The sequence below is a fragment of the Frigoribacterium sp. UYMn621 genome (assembly GCF_040549525.1).
GTDB lineage: Bacteria > Actinomycetota > Actinomycetes > Actinomycetales > Microbacteriaceae > Lacisediminihabitans.
Genome location: NZ_JBEPTM010000001.1, coordinates 568527 through 589598, shown reverse-complemented (window position 1 = coordinate 589598; position 21072 = coordinate 568527). Strand labels below are relative to the sequence as shown.

Below are 21072 nucleotides of genomic sequence, written 5' to 3'. Positions count from 1 at the left end.
CACACTGCAGGAGTTATGCGGAGGCGGACGGAACATACTCGAGCTACCGGGTGACCACCGAAGGCTCGTCGACGAAGACCTGGCCGTGGAGCGTCGTGAGGGTCTCGCGGGTCGTGGTGACCTCCGCGGCGCGCCGCTCGCTGCTCCAGCCGAGACTCGCACCGACGACATCCGCCAGCTCTTCGATCATCGGGCCGGTCACCGCGCCGGTGAACGCGAGATCGGTGCGACGGAGAAGCACATCGTCCAGGTGAACGACGCTCTCCGTGCGCACGAGGTGGTCGAGCTCGGCGGTCGTGTAGAGCGGAGTCGTCCGCAGAGCCGCGTCCTCCACGCCGGCGATCGCGGAGATGAACTTCGTTGCCCGCGTTCCGTAGCGCGTCAACAACTCGGCGACACGGGACCGCGTCACGCCGACGGCGTTCGCATGGATCCAGGCGTTGCGAGTGGGTTCGGTGGTGGGGAAGCCCGCTCCTCCGCCGATGGAGAGCGTGGTGGTGGATGCCGTGCGCTCGCGCTTCAGGATGGCGAGCACCTCGTTCGTCATGTGCTCCCCCAGCGCGCGGAAGGTGGTCCACTTGCCGCCGACGAGGCTGAGCAGCGGCGAGCCGCCGAAGCTGCCCTTCTCGATGCGGTAGTCGCGGGAGACGAAGCCGGGAGCCTCGTCGTCGTGACGGGGAAGAGGGCGGATGCCCGCGTAGGTGAAGACGATCTGCGAGCGATCGACGGCGACATCCGGGAACACGTGGGAGACGAGTTTGAAGAAGTACTCCGTGTCGTCATCGGTCTCGATCATCGGGTCGCGCGGGTCGGCATCCATGTCGGTGGTGCCGACGAGCACGCGGCCCTTGATCGGGTAGATCAGCACGATGCGTCCGTCGTCGTTCTCGAAGAACAGCTCGCGACCCTTGGTGGCCGCGAACAGCTCGGGGTTGTCGACCACGATGTGCGAGCCCTTGGTGCCCCCCATGAACGTGGTCGGCGCACCGAGGGCGTCGTTGGTGAGGTCGGTCCAGGGGCCGGAGGTGTTGACGATGACGTCCGCGGTGAGCACGAACTCATCACCGGTGACCCGATCTCGCACGAGAACTCCGCCATCGACAGAGCCGACGGCTTCCACATAGTTCGCGCTTCGCCCGCCCGCTGCGACACCGTCGAGCAGCACATCGAGGCCGAGACGCTCGGGATTGACCATGGCAGCGTCGTAGTAGGTCGCGGTGTATTTGAGGTCAGGGTTGAGGGCCGGCTGGTCGGCGAGCGACTTGCGGCGACCGTGGAACTGGTGGCGCGGAACGCTGCCGCCGTCGCGCGAGAAGGAGTCGTAGAGGATGAGCCCCACCTTGATGAGCAGGGCGCCACGCTCGGTGGTGCTGCTCTGCTTGTGGGTGAGGAAGCGCAGCGGAGCCGCGGCCACCCCGGAGAAGGTCGAGAAGATCGGGATTGTCGTCTGCAGGGGCTTCACGTAGTGCGGGGCGGTCTTGAGCAGCCGGTTGCGCTCCTGCACGGCCTCGCGCACGAGACGGAACTCACCGTTCTCGAGATAGCGGATGCCTCCGTGGATCATGTGCGATGAGGCGGCGGAGGCTCCGGAGATGTAGTCGGAGCGCTCGATGAGCGTCACGTCGACGCCCTGGAGCGCGAGTTCACGGAAGGTGGCGGCACCGTTGATGCCACCCCCGATCACGAGCACCTGGGAGTGCGGGTGCTCGGTGAGGGAAACGACATCGGTTCGAGGAGTTGAAGTGGTCATACACTCATAGTGCGCCGCATAGAGAGACTTTTCATGGCCCGTGAACGGATGTGCAGATGAACCTCACCGACAGCGAGGGCGACAGCCGTACCGCCGATGCGCTGCGTGCGGCCCATCTCTACTACATCCAGAACCTCACGATGGATGCCATCGCCTCCGAGCTGGAGATCTCCCGATCATCCGTGAGCCGTCTCATCGCTTTCGCCCGGGATTCCGGGCTTGTGGAGATCCGCCTGCACTCACCGATCGATCAGCTGACCCAGGTGCAACAGCAGCTGCACGAGCGCTACGGCCTCTCCGCTCACATCGTGCCGGCAGGGGATGCCGCCACGGAGGTGGACCGCCTCGACCGTGTCGCCCTCTCCGCTGCACGGATTCTCACCGATTTCGTCGATTCGAACATGATCCTCGGCGTCGCCTGGGGGGCGACGATCGCGTCGGTGAGCCGGCATCTCGTGCGCAAACCGGTGCGCAACACCCAGGTCGTGCAGCTCAACGGCGCCGGAAATGCGCACACCACCGGGCTGGTCTACGCGAGCGAGATCATCGGCAGGTTCGGCTCCGCCTTCGGGGCGATGGTCCAGCAGTTCCCGGTGCCCGCCTTCTTCGATGACCCGGCCACCAAAGACGCACTGTGGCGGGAGCGGAGCACCGCACGGGTGCTCGCCGTGCAGCGTCGGATGGATGTCGCGGTCTTCGGCATCGGATCACCCAATGCCGACGTGCCGAGCCATGTCTACGCCGGCGGCTATCTCGACCGGGCCGACTACGACGAGCTCTCCCGCTCGCGGGTCGTCGGTGACATCGCCACGATGTTCTTCCGCGGCGACGGCACGCACGACGACATCCCCCTCAACGCCCGCTCGAGCGGTCCCTCCTTCGACGTGCTGATGAAGGCGCCTCGCCGGATCGCGGTGGTCTCCGGCCAAGCGAAGCTGCCCGCCCTCCGCGGCGCGGTCGCGACCGGAGTCATCACCGACCTCGTCGTCGACGAGGTCACGGCGGCCCAGCTCGCCGAGATGGACTGAATACCGGGAATATCCCCGCGTCCTTCGCGTTGGGTAGAGTGAACCAAAGAAGTACGTGCTCCGGGGTCGGTGAAAATCCGAACCGGCGGTGACAGTCCGCGACCCGCGTCTCCCGAACATCGGAGGGGCGGTTGACTCGGTGGAATTCCGAGACCGACGGTAATGAGGCTCGCAAGAGCCTCTCAGTCCGGATGAGAGGAAGCACGCGTGTTCACCTTCGGGTGCCCACGAGCGATGTCGGCGACCGTCGACACCGTACCCGGAGTCCGTCTTCGATACGAAGATTCGAGATTCCGGATGACCGCCCCAACGGCAGGCAGCGCGCACGAGACGCTGATGCGCCGCGCGCTCTCTCTCGCTGCGAACGGGCCGTCCTTCGGTGTGAATCCGCAGGTCGGCTGCGTGCTGGTGGATGCCGCTGGCGCCATCGTCGCCGAGGGCTGGCACCGCGGGGCCGGTACACCCCACGCCGAGGTGGACGCGCTCTCCCAGGTGACGAGCGCCGAGGGTCTCACCGCGATCGTCACGCTCGAGCCCTGCAACCACCTGGGGCTCACGGGTCCCTGCTCGGAAGCCCTGATCTCCGCGGGGGTCGAGCGTGTCGTCTACGCCGTGTCCGACCCGGGAGAGCATTCCGGCGGAGGGGCCGCGCGACTGCGCGAGGCCGGGGTGATCGTCGAGGGCGGTGTTCTCCTCGAGGAGGCATCGGAGGCCCTGCGCGGATGGCTCACCGCCGAACGCCTGCATCGTCCGTTCGTCACCGTGAAGTGGGCATCCAGCCTCGACGGTCGCGCGGCCGCGGCGGATGGCTCGAGCCAATGGATCACCGGCACCGCCGCGCGGCAGAGAGTGCATGAGCAGCGCGAGCAGTCCGACGCGATCCTGGTCGGCACCGGCACGGTACTGTCCGACGACCCGAGCCTCACCGCGCGGGGAGACGGCGGTGAGCTCATGCCGCACCAGCCCATCCCGGTGGTGGTCGGAGAGCGCGCGATCCCCGCAGGCTCCCGGGTGCTGGCACACCCCCGCACCCCGATCATCACCGGAAGCCGGGATCTGCCGACGATTCTCGACGAGCTGTTCGCCCGGGGCATCCGTCACGTCTTCGTCGAGGGCGGCCCGACGCTGGCGAGCGCCTTCGTCGCCGCGGGGCTCGTCGACGAATACCTCGTCTACCTGGCCCCGGTGCTGCTGGGCGGCGAGCGCCTCGCCCTCACCGACATCGGAGTCGGCACGATCGGCGATGCCCGTCGTCTCTCGATCGACCGGGTCGAATCGCTGGGAGGCGACCTGCTCGTCGTCGCCCGGCCCACCAACGTTCACACCAAGAAAGGCACCTGATGTTCACGGGAATCATCGAAGAACTCGGCGAGGTCGTCGATTGGCGGCCGACCCCGGATGCCGCGCGCCTCACGATCCGCGGACCGCTCGCGGTGTCGGATGCGGGCCACGGCGATTCGATCTCGGTGAGCGGGGTGTGCCTGACCGTCGTGGACAGGGGCGAGGACTGGTTCACCGCCGACGTGATGGCCGAGACCATCGCGATGTCGACCCTCTCCGGAATCACGGCCGGATCCCGTGTCAACCTCGAGCGAGCCGCCCAGGTGGGCGACCGGCTCGGCGGCCACATCGTGCAGGGCCACATCGACGGCACCAGCACCCTGCTCAGCATCACCGAGGGAAGCGCCTGGCGCGTACTGCGATTCTCCCTCGCGCCGGATCTCGCTCCCCTGGTCGCCCGCAAGGGCTCGATCGCGGTGGACGGCGTCTCCCTCACCGTGAGCGCCGTCGGGGCGGACTGGTTCGAGGTCTCCCTCATCCCGGAAACCCTCGCGGTGACGACCCTCGGCCTCAAGGGCGTCGGCGACACGGTCAACATCGAGACCGACATCCTGGCTCGGCACGTGGCACGGCTCGCCGAGACATCAGCCACAACCGGAAGGAGCGAGTCATGAGTCTCGCTGACATCCCCACCGCCCTCGAAGAGCTTCGGGCGGGCAAACCGATCATCGTCGTGGACGACGAAGGCCGGGAGAACGAAGGTGACGTCGTGCTCGCCGCGGAGTTCGCCAGCCAGGAATGGCTCGCGTGGCTCGTGCGCAACAGCTCGGGGTTCATCTGCGCCCCGATGACGAATGAGATCGCCGACCGCCTCGAGCTGCCGATGATGGTCGTGAACAATGAGGACCCGCGCGGCACCAACTACACGGTGTCGGTGGATGCCGCGGATCGCATCAGTACCGGGATCAGCGCCGCAGACCGCGCCCACACCCTTCGAGTGCTCGCGAACCTCGACTCGACTCCGTCGAGCGTGCACCGTCCGGGCCACATCATGCCACTTCGGGCAAGGGACGGCGGAGTGCGGGAACGCGACGGCCACACCGAGGCCACCGTCGACCTGCTCAAGCTCGCCGGCCTCACCCCGGTCGGCGCCATCTCGGAGATCGTCGCGGAAGACGGCGAGATGATGCGCCTTCCCGGCCTCATCCAGCTCGGCGAGCGCGAAGGCATCGTGGTCATCACGATCGAATCGCTCATCGAATTCCTCCAGGCCGAGCACTGCGACACCGCGGTGCCGCTGGCGGTGCCGATTCCCGAGACCTCGAGGGTGACCTTCGAGGTCGAGACCAGCATCCCCACCCGACACGGCCCGTTCCGCTTCCGCGCCTATCGGGACCGGATGACCGGGGCCGACCACCTCGCCATCATCAGCGGAACCCCGCGGAACGGCGCACTGATCCGCGTGCACTCCGAGTGCCTCACCGGTGAGGTCTTCGGATCGCTGAAGTGCGAGTGCGGACCGCAGCTGGATGCCGCGCTCGACCAGATCCAGGCCGAGGGCGGAGTCGTCATCTACATGCGCGGCCACGAGGGTCGCGGCATCGGGCTCATCAACAAGCTCAAGGCCTACCGCCTCCAGGAGGAGGGGCTCGACACCCTCGACGCGAACATCGCGCTCGGCTTCCCCGCCGACGGTCGCGACTACAGCGCGGCCGTGGCGATCCTCGAGGACCTGGGACTCAGTGAGGTGCGGGCGATCACCAACAACCCGGAGAAACTGCGCCAGCTGCGCGACCGGGGAATCACGGTCACCGAGCAGGTGCCTCTCGTGGTCGGCGTCGGCGACTTCAACGAGCAGTACCTCGAGGCGAAGCGCGACCGCATGGGGCACATCCTTCCCAGCACCACCGAACTGCGTGGTGACACCGAACTAGAACGGTCTGCGCGGGCACACCAGCGCATCCTCGAAACCCCGAAAGGACACCTCGCATGAGCGGCGACGGAGCACCAGAGATCATCACCGACGGCACCGGCCTCCATGTCACCATCGTCGCCGGGCGCTGGCACGAAGCGATCACCGATGGACTCCTGGCCGGCGCACGACGGGTGCTCGCGGCATCCGGTGCCGAGGTGACCGAGGTGCGCGTCCCCGGAAGTTTCGAGCTGCCCGTGGTGAGCAGAGCGGCGCTGGATGCGGGAGCGGATGCGGTGGTCGCCCTCGGCGTGATCATCCGTGGCGGCACGCCGCACTTCGAATTCGTGTCGGATGCCGCAACGAGCGGCCTCACCCAGGTCGCGATCCTCACCGGCAAGGCCGTCGGTTTCGGCGTGCTCACCCTGGAGGACGAGCAACAGGGACTCGACCGCGCCGGCCTGCCCGGGTCGAAGGAGGACAAGGGCGCGGAGGCTGCCGAGGCCGCACTCGCGACCGCCGTCATCATCCGCGGCCTGTCCCGCTGATTTCGTCGGACTCGCTGAAAGGTAGGCTGGCTGCGTGAGCAACCCCTTCAAGATCCTGATCGTCCTCGCCATCGTGATCGCGGTGGTGCTCGCAGCCGGGTTCACCTACATCGTGTTCCTGAAGGACCCCGGCAAGGTCTCCCGCAGCATCAGCAGCCATTCCGTCATCGAACCGGCCTGACGTGCAGCCGCAAGCGCGGCTTCAGGCACGACTCATCGCGGTCGTCGCCGCTGTGGTGACCGTGGCACTGGTCGTGCTCATCGTGAGCCTCAATTCGGGATCCCTGCAGGCCCTGGCGCCGATCACCAGCATCCAGTACAGCCAGTCCAAGGCGATCGAAGGATTCTCCGCCTCCTCACACGAGACGACGGATGCCGCACGCATCGCCGACTTCACCGCCATCGTCACGAAGTATTCGATCGATGTCACGAACTTCGACCAGACCCTCAATGATGTGTGCACCGGGGGGCTCGCCACCGACATCACGCTGCGCTTCGCCGATTCGAAGTCGGCGAAGCTGCGCATCTACGACTGCGGGCGCACCGTGCCGCGCGGCACCTTCGTGAGTGACGCTTCCGCATTGTTCACCCGGTGGCGCGCAGCGGACGACGGCTAGCTAGCTCCCGAACTGGGGGCATCCGCGGGGCCTCCCTCTGCCGGAGGGGCGACTATTCTGGCGACGGAGGAGCCTGACGTATGACTGCAACCACACTGCCCGCCGCGTTCACTCCCTTCGCCGAGCCGCGACGGAAGGTGCCCGCGCGCTGGATCACCCTCTTCGCCACCGCCTGGCTCGGCATCTGGATGGCACAGCTCACCCCCATCCAGCTCCTGCTGCCGAAACAGATCGGCGAACTTTTCACCACCACCGATTGGGTGTCGACGGTCGTCGCCTTCGGAATCATCTCCGGCATCGCTGGAGCCTGCGCGCTGATCGTCTACCCGGTCACCGGCGCGCTCTCCGACCGCACCACCTCGCGCTTTGGTCGGCGACGCCCGTGGATCCTCATCGGCACTCTCGTCTTTGCGATCTCGCTGTTCCTCCTCGGCATCCAGACCACGATCGCGGGAGTCGGGGTGTTCTGGTCGCTGGCCCTCAGCGGATTCTGCATCGTGTCCGCTGCCATCACGGCCACGATCTCCGACCAGGTGCCGGCGAACCAACGCGGGTTCGTCTCCGGGTGGGTGTCGGCGCCGCAGGCTGTCGGCACCGTGCTCGGAATCGTGCTCGTGCTCACTCTCGTACTCAGCACCTTCGTCGGTTACTCCCTCATGGCCGTGCTGCTCGTCATCCTGGTGATGCCATTCCTGCTGCTCATCCCGGATGAGGTGCTGCCTCGCGTACTTCGCGCGCCCTTCACCTTCGGCAGCCTGATTCGCGGCTTCTGGATCAACCCGATCCGTTTCCCCGACTTCGGCTGGACCCTGCTCGGCCGCATCCTCGTGAATCTGGGTAACGCCCTCGGCACCACCCTGCTGCTCTACTTCCTCATGTACGGCCTGGGGAGAGGCAAGTCGGCAGAAGACGACCTGCTGCTGCTCACGATGATCTACCTGGTCTTCTTCATCGCCGCGGCCCTCGGCTTCGGCAAGCTCAGCGACCGCATCGGCCAGCGCAAGGTGTTCGTCTATGCCGCCGCCTACCTGCAGGCGCTCGCCGCCCTTCTCCTCGCCTTCGTGCCCGCACTTCCCGTCGCCATGGCCGCTGCGGGCCTCCTCGGTCTCGGTTACGGATGCTTCATGGCCGTCGACCAGGCCCTCGCGACCCAGGTGCTTCCCGACTCGCACAGCCGGGGCAAGGACCTCGGCATCATGAACATCGCCACGGCGGTGCCCCAGGCCTTCGCTCCGCTCCTCGGCGCCTTCGTGGTGGCCGCCCTCGGCGGGTTCACCGCACTCTTCATCTGCTCGGCCATTGCGGCGGCGCTCGGCGGACTCGCCATCCTGCCGATCAAGGGTGTGCGGTAGCGCCCTCCACCACGCTCGCCGTCGCCCCCGACACGCGCCCAGCGCGGGAGGGTGGTCGTGACGGCCTACCCCCGAACGCGGGGTAGGGTCGGAGGCGGTCATCCACGTCACTAGGGAGCAGTCGCTCATGTCATCATCCGCCGCTACCGTCGCCGCGCCCGCGAATCCGCGCTCTCGTGTGATTCTCGCGAGCCTCATCGGAACCTCGATCGAGTTCTACGACTTCTACGTCTATGCCACGGCGGCGGTGCTCGTGTTCCCGGCACTGTTCTTCCCCACACAATCGCCCGCGACCGCCCTGCTCAGCTCCTTCGCCGTGTTCGGGGCGGCGTTCGTGGGTCGTCCGCTCGGTTCGATCCTGTTCGGGCACTTCGGGGACCGCATCGGACGCAAGGGCACCCTCATCGCGTCGCTCCTCACCATGGGTATCGCGACCTTCCTCATCGGCTGCCTCCCGTCGGCCTCCACCCCCGGCTGGACCGTGTTCGCCCCGCTGCTGCTCGTGATCTTCCGCTTCGCACAGGGCATCGGCCTCGGTGGGGAATGGAGCGGCGCGGCCCTGCTCGCCACCGAGAACGCGCCGGCCGGAAAGCGCGCGATCTACGGCACCTTCCCGCAGCTCGGGGCACCGATCGGGTTCATCGTGGCCAACGCGCTCTTCCTCGTGCTAAATCTCTCCATGAGCCCGGCGGCCTTCGCGGCCTGGGGCTGGCGCATCCCGTTCCTCGCCAGTGCCCTGCTCGTGATCGTGGGCCTCTACGTGAGGTTCCGACTGGTCGAGGCCCCGGCCTTCACCCGGGTCATCGAGAAGGGCGCTGTCGCCCGCGTGCCGCTCGCGCTCGTCTTCAAGACCAGCTGGCGCCAGCTCGTCCTCGGCACCTTCATCATGCTCGCCACCTACGTGCTCTTCTACCTGATGACGACCTTCACTCTGGCCTTCGGCACTTCCGCGAAGACCGTGGATGTCGCCGCGGCCGCCGCGAAGGCCGCCGGCAAACCGTTCGATCCCTCGGCGTTCGTGCCGGGACTCGGATACACCCGCAACGAGTTCCTCATCATGCTGATCATCGGGGTCGTGTTCTTCGGAATCTTCACCCTGGTCTCGGGCCCGCTCGCCGAGCGCTTCGGACGACGGCGGATGCTCAGCGTCGTCACCATCGGCATCATCGTCTTCGGACTGCTGTTCGTTCCCCTCTCGGGCGGCGGCATCGTGGGCGTGATGGCCTGGTTGATCCTCGGCTTCTCCCTCATGGGACTGACCTTCGGGCCGATGGGTGCGCAGTTGCCGGAGCTCTTCGCGACCAACGTGCGCTATACCGGCTCGGGAATGAGCTACAACCTGTCCAGCATCATCGGTGCCGCCGTAGCGCCCTACATCGCGCTGGCGCTGTGGGCGCTCGCGGGCGGCAGCACGATCCTCGTCGGCCTCTATCTCTCGCTGGCTGCCGCGATCACCCTCGTCGCGCTCCGGTTGACCCGGGAGACCCGCGACAGCGACTTCACGACGATCGTGGAGTAGTCCTCCCTCGCGGGGCGCGGCGGCCGACTCCGGGCGGTCGCGGACATTCCGGGCGGGCGTGCCGACCCGCAATGTCCGCAATCGCCCGCCTCAGCGCTGGGGTGCCGGGGCGCCGGGGTGCCTCAGCGCCGGCGCGCCGGGGGAATCCGACGGGCCTCAGTCGAGAAACAGCGCGCGCAGGCGCCGGGTCGTGAACACCAGACCCACCGCGATCATGACTACGAAGTACAGCACATGGCCGAGCATCGCGAAGCTGAGCGCTCCGGTGGTGAGACCCCGGATGAGCTCGACACCGTGCCACAGCGGCAGCGCCTGAATCACCCACTGGATGACCTGCGGGTAGACACTCAGCGGATAGAAGGTCGCCGAGAAGAGGAACATCGGCAGTAGGGCGAAGTTGATCCAGTCCATCTGCTGGAAGCTATTCATGTAGCTGGTGATCGCCATGCCGAGACTCGCGAAACCGAAGGCGACGAGCACCACGGCCGGGAGCGCCAGGATCGCGGTCCAGGCCAGATTGAGCCCCAGCACCTGCATCACCAGCAGGAAGCCTGCGGCATAGACGACACCGCGCAGCAGGGCGAGGAAGATCTCACCGAGCGCGACATCAAGCGGCCCGAGGGAGGTCGCGAGCATCCCCTCGTAGAGCCGCGCGAACTGCATCTTGAAGAAGACGTTCCAGGTGGAGTCGAAGATCGCCCCGTTCATCGCCGAGACGGCGAGCAGCGCCGGAGCGATGAACGCGGCGTAGGGCACCTGCTGGCCCGTCGAGGTGGTGACCGCACCGACGAGGGCACCGAGGCCGATGCCGAGCGAGAGCAGGTAGAAGATCGGCTCGAAGAACCCGCTGACCACGATGAGCCAGTTGGTGCTTCGGGTGGCCAGCAGACCCCGCTCGATCACCGAGCGGGAGTTGCCGGCATACAGCGCCCGGATGCCGCTGCGGCGCGGTAATGGCTCCGGACGCACCGGGGCGAAGGTCGGCGTCGCCGTCACTTGTCGAGCCTCCTCGTGACGACCCGCTGGGTGCGTAACCATCCATACACGCAGAGGGCGAGGGGGAACAGGATGTGCACGGCCACGAGCCAGCCCGGCTCCACATTGCCGTAGCTCACGTCGCGCCCGAGCTGCGTGCCGTGCCAGAGCGGCGAGATCCAGCCGATCCACTGCAGGTAGATGGGCATCTGGGTGAGCGGGAAGAAGGTGCCGGAGAACAGCAGGAGCGGGGCGATGATGAACCGGCGGATGAAGGCGGGCTGGCCGGCATCCGTCTCGACGGTCGCCATGTAGCTGGCGATCACGAGCCCGAACGCCATGCCCGTGAGCAGTGCGATCGGCACGGTGAGGAACCCGAGCGCGTTCGGCACGGCCCCGAAGGCCAGCATGATCAGGTAGTAGATGATGCTCGTGGGGAGCACCCGGGCGATCACGGAGATGAAGATCCCGTTCACGATCTGGTTGCCCGAGATCGGCGCCGCGTTCATGCCGAAGAAGATCGGGTTCCACTTGAAGCCCATCAGGATCGGGTAGGTGCACTCCTCCGAGGCCGCCTCGACCGCCGCGGAGGCGATCAGCGCGGGCGCAACGAAGGCGAGGTAGCCCACTCCCCCGAAGGCGTTGCCCTGGTTCTTGTCGACAAGGGTCGCGAGACCAACGCCGAGCGCGAAGAGGTAGATGACCGGGCTGCCGATCGCCGTCGCGAGCAGCGTCTTGTAGTACGAATTGATGCCGCGGATGCGATGCTCAGCGACGTACCAGGATCCCCATCGCCGCGGCTTGACCCCGCCTGCAATGGCGACGTCGCGCGCGCCCGCGGGGGATGCCGCCTGCGCCGTGCCCATGTGGTCGGGGGTCATTCGATCAGGCTCCGTCCGGTGAGTCGCAGGAAGACGTCTTCGAGGCTGGAGCGACGCACCAGGCTCGTGATCGGGTGCAGCCCCCGTCGCGCGATCTCGGCGAGCACCGCGTCACCGTCTTCGCTGTAGACGAGGATGCGGTCGGGCAGCACCTCGATGCGCTCCCCGACCCCGGCGATCAGCGTCGCCACCTCCGCATTGCGCTCCGACCCGAAGCGCAGCTCGGCGACCTCCCGGGTGGAGTATTGGCGGATCAGCGCGGCGGGCGCCCCCTCGGCCATGATCGTGCCCTTGTCGACCACGATCAGTCGGTCGCAGAGCTGCTCGGCCTCATCCATGTAGTGGGTGGTGAGCACGAGGGTGGTGCCCTGTTCCTTGAGGCGGAACAGGCGATCCCAGAGGATGTGGCGGGCCTGGGGATCGAGGCCGGTGGTCGGCTCGTCCAGCAGCAGGATGCGCGGCTCGTTCATGAGCGACCGCGCGATGGTGAGCCGGCGCTTCATGCCTCCCGAGAGGTCGTCCACCTTCGACTTCTTGCGATCGGAGAGTTGGGCGAACTCGAGCAGCTCGTCGGCGCGGCGCCCGCACTCCGCGATGCCGATGCCGAAGTAGCGCCCGTAGACGATGAGGTTGTCGCGCACCCGGAGTTCGGTGTCGAGGTTGTCCTGCTGCGGCACCACGCCGAGCTGGGAGCGGATCTCGGGCCCGTTCGCGTCCGGGTCGAGCCCGAGGATGCTGAGGTCGCCGCTCGTGCGGGTGGAGACGGCTCCGACCATGCGCATCGTGGTGGACTTGCCGGCGCCGTTCGGACCGAGCAGCCCGAAGGACTCCCCGGGCGCGACCTCGAACGAGAGGCCGTCGACGGCGGCGAAATCCTTGTACTTCTTGGTGAGGAGACTGGCGGCGATGACAGGGATAGGCACGATGATCCACCATAACCACTCCCCCGGACATAGTGCGAGGCTCGCTCATGCTCCCTGCGGAGTACGAGCTCCCAGCACCGCAGTGCCTAAGCTTGATTGTTCGCCTCGCCCAACGGAAACGACATCATGAGCACAAGCACGCAATCTCGCCCCTCCCGCTCTCCCTTCTCCCGCCAGAAGAAAGACGATGGGCCCCGCGCGAGCTTCAGCCAGCTTCTGCCCTACCTGCTCGAGCACAAGAGGGTGCTCGGCATCGTCATCGCGCTCAGCGTGCTGGGGGCGGCGACATCCCTCGGGCAGCCGCTGCTGGTGAGCCAGGTGATCGCACGGGTGCAGAAGAACGATCCCCTCGGCACGCTCGTGTACCTGCTCGTCGCTCTGGTCGTGATCTCCGCCATCCTCTCGGGGGTGCAGCACTACCTTCTGCAGCGCACCGGCACGAGCGTCGTGCTCTCTGCCCGCCGCCAGCTCGTGCGGCGGATGCTTCGACTGCCGATCAGCGAGTTCGACACCCGGCGCACCGGCGACCTCGTCTCGCGGGTGGGATCCGACACCACTCTGCTCTACGCGGTGCTGACCCAGGGCCTGGTGGACGCGATCGGCGGCGCCCTCATCTTCCTCGGCGCCCTGATCGCGATGCTCGTCATCGATCCGGTGCTTCTCGGTCTGACCGTGCTGGTCATCGCCGTCTCCGTCGTCACGGTCGTGCTGCTGTCCGGCCGGGTGCGGGTCGCGAGTCGTAAACAGCAGGAGAAGGTGGGGGATCTCGCCGCCTCCGTCGAACGCGCGCTCGGAGCCATCCGCACCGTTCGCGCCTCCAACGCCACCGATCGCGAGACCGCGGCGATCGAGAAGGACGCCAAGGGCGCGTGGGAGATGGGCATCCAGGTCGCGAAGATCTCGGCGCTCGTGGTGCCGATCGCGGGAATCGCCCTGCAAGTCTCCCTGCTCGTGGTGCTCGGCGTCGGAGGATTCCGTGTCGCGAGCGGCGCCATCACGATCGCCAACCTCGTGGCCTTCATCTTCTTCCTCTTCATGCTGATCATGCCTCTCGGGCAGGCCTTCGGCGCGATCACCTCGGTGAACCAGGCGCTCGGCGCGCTCGGGCGCATCCAGGAGATCGTGACCCTTCCGAGCGAAGCAGAGCTCGACGGCGCGATCGAACCCGCTGCGCCGATGCCCTCGGATTCCGCGATCAGTTTCCACGACGTGGTGTTCACCTACCCGGCGGCTCCGGTCCCCGCGTCTGCCCCGGCCACCGGCTCCGGGCTGGTGGAGCACTCCGATGTCGTGGAGGATGCCGCGCCGAAGGACCTCACCGTGCTCCACGGGGTCTCCTTCGACGCCCCCCGCGGCCAGCGCACCGCGCTCGTCGGTCCCTCCGGCGCCGGCAAGAGCACGATCCTCGCGCTGATCGAACGCTTCTACGACCCGACCGCAGGTCTGGTGCGACTCGGCGGCGTCGACATCCGCGGGCTCGATCGGGAGGCCCTTCGTGCCCAGATCGGCTACGTGGAGCAGGATGCCCCGGTGCTCGCCGGATCCCTGCGCGACAACCTCACTCTCGGTGCTCCCCATGCCACCGACGAGGAGTGCATCCGGGTGTTGCACGATGTGAACCTCACGGCGGTACTCGAGCGCAGCGACTCGGGCCTGGATGCGGCGGTCGGCGAGGAGGGCGTCATGCTCTCCGGCGGTGAGCGCCAGCGTCTGGCCATCGCACGCACCCTGCTCGCGGCCCCGCCCATCCTTCTGCTCGACGAGTCGACGTCGTCTCTCGACGGGCTCAACGAGCAGTTGCTCCGCGAGGCGATCGATGCCGTGGCGGAGAACCGCACCCTGATTGTGATCGCGCATCGCCTCTCCACCGTGGTCGACTCCGACCAGATCGTGGTGCTCGACCACGGGCGGGTCGTCGGCGTCGGCACCCACTCCGAACTCGTCAAGAGCACCCCGCTCTACCGCGAGCTCGCGAAACACCAGTTGCTCGTCTGAGGCGTTCCGCTTGGTCCACCCCTTCCGCGCTCTCCATCATTCAGGAACATCTGCGACGGATGAGACGGATGGCACGGATGAGGTCGACTCCTGCAGCATCCGTCACACCAGCCCCACACATTCCTGAATGATGACGTGGGGATGCGCTAGATTTCTGCTGAGCAGAGGAGCCGACGATGGCCGCTGGAACGAAGGACGACCCCTGGGAGCTGGTCACGGCTCCCGGATCTTCGAACTACACGATGTTCGTCGAGGGCGACGAACTCGTCTGCCAGGTGGGCTCGACCACCCTGAAATACCAGTCCCGGGCGATCGACGACCTGCACTCCTGGCTCACGGAGCAGGGCGACTGGGTCGACCTGGGTGCCTCCGACGAATCGAAGACGCCCGCCGAGGGAACCGTCGAAGCCTGGGGACGAGCCGAGACCAATCCGGTCGGCGGATGGTACGGCTTGCGCAAGGGCTATCGCGGACGGTTCGGGATGTACCTGCCCCCGCTGCTCGAACAGCTCGGCCGCGCCGAGCTCACCCACGACCCGCGGAACAACCGCATGCGAGCGATCTGAGGGGTCAGGCGAGCGCCCACATCGCCACGGCGGCGGTCGCGGCGACGTTGAGCGAGTCGATCCCGTGCGCCATGGGAATCTGAACCACCGTGTCGGCGCTGGCAAGCGCTTCAGCGGTGAGGCCCTCCCCCTCGGCGCCGAGCACGAGCGCCAGTCGCTCGGGCGCCGCGAAGTCGCGCAGGCTCACGGCATCCGCGCTCAGGGCCAGTGCCGCCACCTGGAATCCGGATGCCGCGAGCAGCCGCCGGGTAGACGGCCAGTCCCCCAGACGCGTCCACGGCACCTGCAGCACCGTGCCCATCGACACCCGGATGGCGCGCCGGTAGAACGGATCGGAGCACCGGGGAGTGACGAACACCGCATCGGCACCGATGGCGGCGACGGAGCGGAAGATCGCCCCCACATTGGTGGGGTCAGCGACATTCTCGAGGATGATCACCCGCCGGGCGTCCTGGAGCAGCGCCGACGCCGCAGGCAGTTCCGGGCGGTGCATCGCGGCGATCAGGCCGCGATGCAGCAGGTAACCGGTCAGCTCCTCGAGCAGCTCGCTCGGCCCAGAGAAGATCGGAATCTCCTCACCCACCAGCGCGAGCGCCTCGTCGACGGTGTTGCCGAGGGCGAGCACCGAGCGCGGCCGATGCCCTGCGGCGAGCGCCCGCTGCAGCACAAGTGCCGACTCGGCGATGTAGAGGCCGTGCTCCGTGCCGCGCGCCTTCTTGAGCGCGACATCCGTCTGGTGGGAATAGTCGGCGAGTCGCGGATCGGAGAGGTCCGTGATCTCGACGACGGTCACGCGACGGTGGCCGGCGCGAGCACGTACTTCGTCTCGAGGTACTCGTCGATGCCGACGTCGCCGCCCTCGCGTCCGAGGCCGGACTGCTTGACTCCGCCGAAGGGCGCCGCCGCGTTCGAGACGACTCCCACGTTGAGGCCCATCATGCCGGTCTGGATGCTGTCGATCAGTCGAAGTCCGCGGGCCAGGTCGCGCGTGAAGGCGTAGCTCACCAGGCCATACTGGGTGTCGTTGGCTTTGGCCACCGCATCCGCCTCGTCGGTGAAGGTCGTGATCGACAGCACCGGTCCGAAGATCTCTTCGCGCAGGATGTCGCTTCCCGGCGTCACCCCGGTGATCACTGTGGGTGCGTAGAAGCTGCCATCGCGGTCGACCGGGGTTCCCCCGGTGAGAACTGTCGCACCGCGGGAGACCGCATCCGAGACCAGCTCGTCGGCCTTGGCAACCGCTGCGGCGTTGATGAGCGGTCCGATCGAGATCCCGGTCTCGGTGCCCCTCCCGATCGTCAGTGAGTTGACCCGCTCGGTCACGCGTGTGGCGAACTCCGCGGCTACCGACTCGTGCACGATGAACCGGTTGGCCGCGGTGCAGGCCTGGCCGATGTTGCGGAACTTCGCGATCATCGCGCCGTCGACGGCGGCATCGAGATCGGCATCCTCGAACACCAGGAACGGGGCGTTGCCCCCCAGCTCCATGGATGTGCGGAGCACGTTGTCGGCGGCCTGCTTGAGCAGGCGGACACCCACCGGCGTCGACCCGGTGAAGCTGAGCTTGCGCAAGCGGGAATCGGCGATGATCGGTGCGGAGACCTCGCCGGAGGTGGAGGTCGTGATGATGTTGAGCACTCCCTTCGGCAGGCCGGACTCCTCGAGGAGCTTCGCGAAGTAGAGGGTGGTGAGAGGGGTCAGCTCGGCGGGCTTCACGACCGCGGTGCACCCGGCCGCGAGCGCCGGCGCGATCTTGCGGGTCGCCATCGCCAGGGGAAAGTTCCACGGGGTGATGAGAAAAGAGGGTCCGACCGGGAAGCGGGTGACGAACATGCGACCAGTGCCCTCGGGGTTCACCCCGTAGTGGCCGCCGATGCGCACGGCTTCCTCGCTGAACCAGCGCAGGAACTCGCCACCATAGGTGACCTCGCCGCGCGCTTCGGCGAGGGGCTTGCCCATTTCGAGAGTCATCAGCAGCGCGAATTCATCAGCGCGCTCCTGCAGCAGGTCGAAGGCCCGGCGCAGGATCTCGCCGCGCACCCGGGGCGCGGTTGCCGCCCAGGAAGCCTGCGTGGCCGCAGCGGCATCCATCGCCAGGGCTCCGTCGGCGACCGAGGCATCGGCGATGGTCTTGATCACCAGCCCGGTCGACGGATCGACCACCTCGATCGATCGTCCAGAGGTGGATTCCACCCAGTCCCCACCGATGAAGAGCCGGTCGGGCACACGGGACAGAAGTTCGGATTCGGAGATCACACTCATGCGATCAGTCTAGTTTTGCGGCGACCCTTCGACCCGCACCCCGGCCGCCGCCAGGCGCTCGAGGGCGAGCGCGCTCGACACCGGATCGACACCGGCGACGAGGTCCTCGAACACCCTCACCGTCCGGCCCGCCGCCACGGCATCGAGCGCGCTGGCGAGCACGCAGTAGTCGGTGGCGATGCCCACCACATCCACCTCGTCGACCTGCAGTTCGTCGAGCTTCTGCACCACAGATTGCCCGGAGTCGGTCACGCCCTGGAAGATCGAGTAGGCCGGGCGTCCCTGCCCCTTGCGCACTCCGACCGTGACGGCAGAGGTGTCCAATGCCGGATGGTAATCGGCACCGGTCGTGCCAGCCACGCAGTGCACCGGCCAGGTGGTCACGAAGTCCGGGCCATCCGGTTCGCCGGAGTGCCCCCTCGCGAAGTGGCCGCCGTTGTCACCCTCTGCGTCGTGCCAGTCGCGGGAGGCGAAGACCTGGTCATAGCGATGCGGATGCTGCGCCAGATACCGCGTGATCGCCGCGGCGACGGCCGCGCCGCCCTCGACGCCGAGCGCTCCGCCCTCGGTGAAGTCGTTCTGCACGTCGATGATGAACAGGGCGCGGGTCATGAGATCAGTTGTTCGAGAGGTTGTTACCGCACTTGAATACGGCGGTGGTGATGGTGTCGAGCGCAGGAATGGTGCGACTGTTGATGGCGCCGAGGGCGTAGAACGCGAACGCGAGGGTGGTGCCGTCGGTGGCGTGCACGACGCCGGCGAGCGCGTACTCGGTCTTGATCCAGCCCGTCTTCGCGTTGACCGCTCCCCGTGCCACCGCGTTCGCCCCGGTGAACCGACTGGCGAGGGTGCCGGTCTTGCCCGCGATCGGCAGCGCGTCGTAGATGATGCGGAGGTTCTGCTGGCCCGCAGACACCTTGGCCATCAGTTGCGCGACGAAGGCGGCGGGCACTGCGTTGTCATTGCTGAGCCCCGATCCGTCGCGAATGACCACTCCGGTGGTGGTGAGGCCGTACTTGGTGAGGGCGGCCGGGATCACCTTCGCGAGAGAGGCCGAGGATCCGTCGCTGCCCGCGACCTTCGAGGTCTGGCGCGCGAGGTATTCCCCGAGGGTGTTGTCCGAGACCGGCAGCATGTAGGCCACGAGTTCGCTCACCGGCCGTGACTTCACCTCACCGAGCAGGGTGGCGCCGGCTGGCGCCGTGCCGGTGGTGATGTGTTCGGCCCCGGAGACGCCGAGGTCGGCGGCGAAGGCGGCACCCGCGTCGGCGATCGGGTTGCTGCTGCGCGGACTGTCTTGCTTGCGGGGATCCGCCCGGCCCCCGTCGACCGTGAGGGCGGTCACCTCGGGCTGGTACCCCTCGGACTGTTCGCTGCGCTCCCAACTCGGATCCCAGTTGTCGTTCGGGTCCCAGAAGCTCGAATCCAGCACGATGTCCGTGATCGGCACGGGGCTGGCTGCGGACACCTGCTGCGCGAGATCGCTCAGTTTCGGTGCGTCCCTGTACACACTCTCCTGGCCGGAGGGCAGCACGCTCAGCGTGGGATCCCCGCCGCCGACGAGCACCACGGTGCCGGGTGTGGCACCCGCGTAGACCTTGGTCGAGATCTGGTAGTCGGGCCCGAGCACGTTGAGCGCCGCAGCCGCAGTGAGGGTCTTGAGCACGCTCGCGGTGCGCGAGGGTGTGGCGCCCCCGCGATCGAAGAGCACCTCGCCGGTTGTGGCGTTGATCACCGAGGCCTGGAAGGTGAGGAGGTTCGGGTCGGTGGCTGGCGCGACGACGGAACAGGTGCGCAGGCGCGTGGCCGCGGCGATCGCGGCGGGGACGTCACGGGCCGGGGTGGGGGTCGGCGTGGCACTCGGGCCAACGGCGGCTCCGGGAGCCGAGGCATCCGCCGAGCCCGAGCCGACGGCCATGCCGGTGAGCACGGATCCGGTGGCCAGGAGCGCGAAGACGACGCCGAGAGCGGAGAACAGCCAGGCGTTCGGATGCTTCGCGATGAGCGCGAAGATGCCGCCGCGAGTTCCGGGGGGAGCGCCGGCCGCCGATGCTTCCGGCGCAGCGGAGGTGGCAAGCAATTGCGTCGGCTGCTCGGGAGGCGGGGATGGAGAGAAGAGCGCGGTGCCCCAGGAGGGGAGAAGTACGGTTGCCGGAGCGTCGGTCGCCGGAGGCACGGCTGACGGAGGGTCGGCAGGAGATTCTGCGGCCGGAGGAACCGCCGCCGTGACGGGCAGTTGGCCCGACTGCTCGAGCTCCCGCGCTTCGCGTCTGGTCAGCGGCACGGGCGAAGGTGAGGCCGGGGCAGACGGCACCGCGGCAGGCGGCACCGCGGCAGGCACGGTCGGAGGCTGCGCCGGCGCCGCACTCGGGGGATCGATCGGCGGCTGCGGGAGCTGCGGATCCTTCGGGTCACTCACCCACCCATGATAACCGGGCCTATTCGCCGGGGTAGGAGAGACCGATCTGCGCACGGACCGCGTCGAGGGTCTCCATGATGCGCACGCTCTCGGTCGCCGGAAGGATGGCCGGAGTGTGGTCGCCCTCCCGGATTCGCCGTTCGAACTCCCAGGATTGGTACTGCATGCCACGATGCGAGACGGTGCTCTCGAATCGCTCGATCACCGCGCCCTCGGCATCGAAGACGGTGAAGCTCGTGGGCGAATACCACACGGCGTCGATGTCGATGCGGCCATCCGTTCCGAGGATCGAGGCGGTGTTCGGGCCCGTGGTGTCGAGAGCACAGTGCAGCACGGCCTGCCGGTCATCCTCGAATCCGAGCACGATGGCGGTCTGTCGGTCGACACCGGTCGCGGTCATCGCGGCCAGTGCCTTCACCTGGGTCGGGGCGCCGAAGAGGTCGAACGCGAAGGACACCGGGTAGATGCCCAGGTCGAGGAGTGCGCCGCCCCCGAGCTCCGGGTTGTTGAGGCGGTGCAGCGGATCCTTCGGCAGGTTCTGGTTGTGGTCGGCGATCAGGGTTCTCACGTCGCCGAGAGTTCCGGCGGCGATGATCTCGCGAATGCGCACCATATGAGGCAGAAAGCGGGTCCACATCGCCTCCATCACCACGAGCCCGGCGGCTTCGCCGGCCTCGACCACCTCGCGCGCCTCCTCGGCAGTGACAGTGAAGGACTTCTCGACGAGGACATGCTTGCCCGCCCGCAGCGCGAGCAGCGCGTTCGCGGCATGGAACGGATGCGGCGTCGAGATGTAGATCGCATCGACGCCGGGGTCGGCGACGAGGTCTTCATAGCTTCCGTGCGCGACGGGGATGCCGAACTCCCCCGCGAACGCCTCGGCCGACTCCCGGGAACGGGAGCCGACTGCCGCGACGGTGAAGCCGCATCCGATGAGATCGGCAGTCTGGGTGTGGGCGATGAAGCCGGTGCCGAGAATGCCCCAGCGAATCGGCGCGGGTGGGTTCGTCGTCTCTTCCACAGTCATGAAACGAGAATCTAGCA

20 protein-coding genes and 1 riboswitch are annotated in these 21072 nt (G+C 67.5%); of the genes, 11 read left to right on the top strand and 9 right to left on the bottom strand.

Going from position 1 to position 21072, the window contains the following annotated elements; genetic code table 11:
* Positions 1-43: 43 nt before the first annotated feature.
* Positions 44-1750 carry a glycerol-3-phosphate dehydrogenase/oxidase gene (locus tag ABIB54_RS03140; RefSeq protein WP_354574056.1) on the bottom strand — a complete coding sequence of 569 codons (1707 nt, stop codon included), beginning with the start codon at positions 1748-1750 and terminating at the stop codon, positions 44-46.
* Between the two features lie 56 nt (positions 1751-1806).
* Between ABIB54_RS03140 and ABIB54_RS03135 the strand changes: the two genes are divergently transcribed.
* The 9 genes from ABIB54_RS03135 (at position 1807) to ABIB54_RS03095 (ending at position 10007) form a co-directional block, all read left to right on the top strand.
* A complete protein-coding gene (locus ABIB54_RS03135) occupies positions 1807-2778 on the top strand; it encodes a sugar-binding transcriptional regulator (RefSeq protein WP_354574055.1) in 972 nt (323 codons plus the stop codon).
* Between the two features lie 52 nt (positions 2779-2830).
* Positions 2831-2986: riboswitch (FMN riboswitch) on the top strand.
* An 89-nt stretch (positions 2987-3075) separates the two neighbouring features.
* Positions 3076-4119: a bifunctional diaminohydroxyphosphoribosylaminopyrimidine deaminase/5-amino-6-(5-phosphoribosylamino)uracil reductase RibD gene (gene ribD / locus ABIB54_RS03130; RefSeq protein ID WP_354574054.1), complete on the top strand. Its 1044-nt coding sequence runs from the start codon at positions 3076-3078 to the stop codon at positions 4117-4119.
* On the top strand, positions 4119-4733 hold the full coding sequence (locus ABIB54_RS03125) for a riboflavin synthase (RefSeq protein WP_354574053.1): 615 nt from the start codon (positions 4119-4121) through the stop codon (positions 4731-4733). The genes ribD and ABIB54_RS03125 overlap by 1 nt, the downstream gene beginning before the upstream one ends.
* A complete protein-coding gene (gene ribA / locus ABIB54_RS03120) occupies positions 4730-6052 on the top strand; it encodes a GTP cyclohydrolase II (protein WP_354574052.1) in 1323 nt (440 codons plus the stop codon). The genes ABIB54_RS03125 and ribA overlap by 4 nt, the downstream gene beginning before the upstream one ends.
* On the top strand, positions 6049-6519 hold the full coding sequence (ribH, locus tag ABIB54_RS03115; protein WP_354574051.1) for a 6,7-dimethyl-8-ribityllumazine synthase: 471 nt from the start codon (positions 6049-6051) through the stop codon (positions 6517-6519). Before ribA ends, ribH begins: the two co-directional genes overlap by 4 nt.
* A 34-nt stretch (positions 6520-6553) precedes the next feature.
* Entirely contained in the window at positions 6554-6700 is a 147-nt protein-coding gene (locus ABIB54_RS03110) for a hypothetical protein (RefSeq protein WP_354574050.1), read from the top strand.
* 1 nt (position 6701) lies between these two features.
* A complete protein-coding gene (locus ABIB54_RS03105; RefSeq protein ID WP_354574049.1) occupies positions 6702-7136 on the top strand; it encodes a hypothetical protein in 435 nt (144 codons plus the stop codon).
* Positions 7137-7216: 80 nt separating this feature from the next.
* On the top strand, positions 7217-8488 hold the full coding sequence (locus ABIB54_RS03100; protein ID WP_354574048.1) for an MFS transporter: 1272 nt from the start codon (positions 7217-7219) through the stop codon (positions 8486-8488).
* A 127-nt stretch (positions 8489-8615) separates the two neighbouring features.
* On the top strand, positions 8616-10007 hold the full coding sequence (locus tag ABIB54_RS03095) for an MFS transporter (protein WP_354574047.1): 1392 nt from the start codon (positions 8616-8618) through the stop codon (positions 10005-10007).
* A gap of 156 nt (positions 10008-10163) precedes the next feature.
* Here ABIB54_RS03095 and ABIB54_RS03090 read toward each other — a convergent pair whose 3' ends face one another.
* From ABIB54_RS03090 to ABIB54_RS03080, 3 genes are read right to left on the bottom strand one after another with little or no spacing between them, the layout of a single operon-like run.
* Positions 10164-11003, bottom strand: a complete 840-nt coding sequence (locus ABIB54_RS03090; protein WP_354574046.1) for an ABC transporter permease — start codon at positions 11001-11003, stop codon at positions 10164-10166.
* The gene (locus ABIB54_RS03085) at positions 11000-11863 is read right to left on the bottom strand and encodes an ABC transporter permease (protein WP_354574045.1); all 864 of its coding nucleotides are present in this window, start codon (positions 11861-11863) and stop codon (positions 11000-11002) included. Before ABIB54_RS03085 ends, ABIB54_RS03090 begins: the two co-directional genes overlap by 4 nt.
* Positions 11860-12786, bottom strand: coding sequence for an ABC transporter ATP-binding protein (locus tag ABIB54_RS03080; RefSeq protein ID WP_354574044.1), 927 nt, complete (start codon positions 12784-12786; stop codon positions 11860-11862). The genes ABIB54_RS03085 and ABIB54_RS03080 overlap by 4 nt, the downstream gene beginning before the upstream one ends.
* Positions 12787-12912: 126 nt before the next feature.
* On the opposite strand from ABIB54_RS03080, the gene ABIB54_RS03075 reads away from it, so the two are divergent.
* Together ABIB54_RS03075 and ABIB54_RS03070 are read left to right on the top strand one after the other, a co-directional pair.
* A complete protein-coding gene (locus ABIB54_RS03075) occupies positions 12913-14781 on the top strand; it encodes an ABC transporter ATP-binding protein (protein WP_354574043.1) in 1869 nt (622 codons plus the stop codon).
* Between the two features lie 176 nt (positions 14782-14957).
* Positions 14958-15347, top strand: coding sequence for a DUF6855 family protein (locus ABIB54_RS03070; protein WP_354574042.1), 390 nt, complete (start codon positions 14958-14960; stop codon positions 15345-15347).
* Between the two features lie 4 nt (positions 15348-15351).
* On the opposite strand, the gene ABIB54_RS03065 is transcribed toward ABIB54_RS03070, so the two are convergent.
* The 5 genes from ABIB54_RS03065 to ABIB54_RS03045 are packed head-to-tail and all read right to left on the bottom strand — an operon-like array spanning position 15352 to position 21055.
* Positions 15352-16140, bottom strand: a complete 789-nt coding sequence (locus ABIB54_RS03065; RefSeq protein WP_354574041.1) for a TrmH family RNA methyltransferase — start codon at positions 16138-16140, stop codon at positions 15352-15354.
* Positions 16137-17609 carry an NAD-dependent succinate-semialdehyde dehydrogenase gene (locus tag ABIB54_RS03060; RefSeq protein WP_354574040.1) on the bottom strand — a complete coding sequence of 491 codons (1473 nt, stop codon included), beginning with the start codon at positions 17607-17609 and terminating at the stop codon, positions 16137-16139. The genes ABIB54_RS03065 and ABIB54_RS03060 overlap by 4 nt, the downstream gene beginning before the upstream one ends.
* 9 nt (positions 17610-17618) lie before the next feature.
* Positions 17619-18221 (bottom strand): isochorismatase family protein, encoded by a 603-nt coding sequence (locus tag ABIB54_RS03055; RefSeq protein WP_354574039.1) that lies wholly within the window; start codon positions 18219-18221, stop codon positions 17619-17621.
* Positions 18222-18225: 4 nt separating this feature from the next.
* Positions 18226-20028: a D-alanyl-D-alanine carboxypeptidase/D-alanyl-D-alanine endopeptidase gene (dacB, locus tag ABIB54_RS03050; RefSeq protein WP_354574038.1), complete on the bottom strand. Its 1803-nt coding sequence runs from the start codon at positions 20026-20028 to the stop codon at positions 18226-18228.
* A 19-nt stretch (positions 20029-20047) separates the two neighbouring features.
* Positions 20048-21055: a Gfo/Idh/MocA family protein gene (locus ABIB54_RS03045; protein WP_354574037.1), complete on the bottom strand. Its 1008-nt coding sequence runs from the start codon at positions 21053-21055 to the stop codon at positions 20048-20050.
* Positions 21056-21072 lie beyond the last annotated feature (17 nt).

Coding starts and splice junctions, on each gene's coding strand:
- ABIB54_RS03140 (WP_354574056.1), bottom strand. CDS start 1,750: ATGACCACTTCAACTCCTCGAACCGATGTCGTTTCCCTCACCGAGCAC.
- ABIB54_RS03135 (WP_354574055.1), top strand. CDS start 1,807: ATGAACCTCACCGACAGCGAGGGCGACAGCCGTACCGCCGATGCGCTG.
- ribD (WP_354574054.1), top strand. CDS start 3,076: ATGACCGCCCCAACGGCAGGCAGCGCGCACGAGACGCTGATGCGCCGC.
- ABIB54_RS03125 (WP_354574053.1), top strand. CDS start 4,119: ATGTTCACGGGAATCATCGAAGAACTCGGCGAGGTCGTCGATTGGCGG.
- ribA (WP_354574052.1), top strand. CDS start 4,730: ATGAGTCTCGCTGACATCCCCACCGCCCTCGAAGAGCTTCGGGCGGGC.
- ribH (WP_354574051.1), top strand. CDS start 6,049: ATGAGCGGCGACGGAGCACCAGAGATCATCACCGACGGCACCGGCCTC.
- ABIB54_RS03100 (WP_354574048.1), top strand. CDS start 7,217: ATGACTGCAACCACACTGCCCGCCGCGTTCACTCCCTTCGCCGAGCCG.
- ABIB54_RS03095 (WP_354574047.1), top strand. CDS start 8,616: ATGTCATCATCCGCCGCTACCGTCGCCGCGCCCGCGAATCCGCGCTCT.
- ABIB54_RS03085 (WP_354574045.1), bottom strand. CDS start 11,863: ATGACCCCCGACCACATGGGCACGGCGCAGGCGGCATCCCCCGCGGGC.
- ABIB54_RS03075 (WP_354574043.1), top strand. CDS start 12,913: ATGAGCACAAGCACGCAATCTCGCCCCTCCCGCTCTCCCTTCTCCCGC.
- ABIB54_RS03070 (WP_354574042.1), top strand. CDS start 14,958: ATGGCCGCTGGAACGAAGGACGACCCCTGGGAGCTGGTCACGGCTCCC.
- ABIB54_RS03060 (WP_354574040.1), bottom strand. CDS start 17,609: ATGAGTGTGATCTCCGAATCCGAACTTCTGTCCCGTGTGCCCGACCGG.
- ABIB54_RS03055 (WP_354574039.1), bottom strand. CDS start 18,221: ATGACCCGCGCCCTGTTCATCATCGACGTGCAGAACGACTTCACCGAG.
- ABIB54_RS03045 (WP_354574037.1), bottom strand. CDS start 21,055: ATGACTGTGGAAGAGACGACGAACCCACCCGCGCCGATTCGCTGGGGC.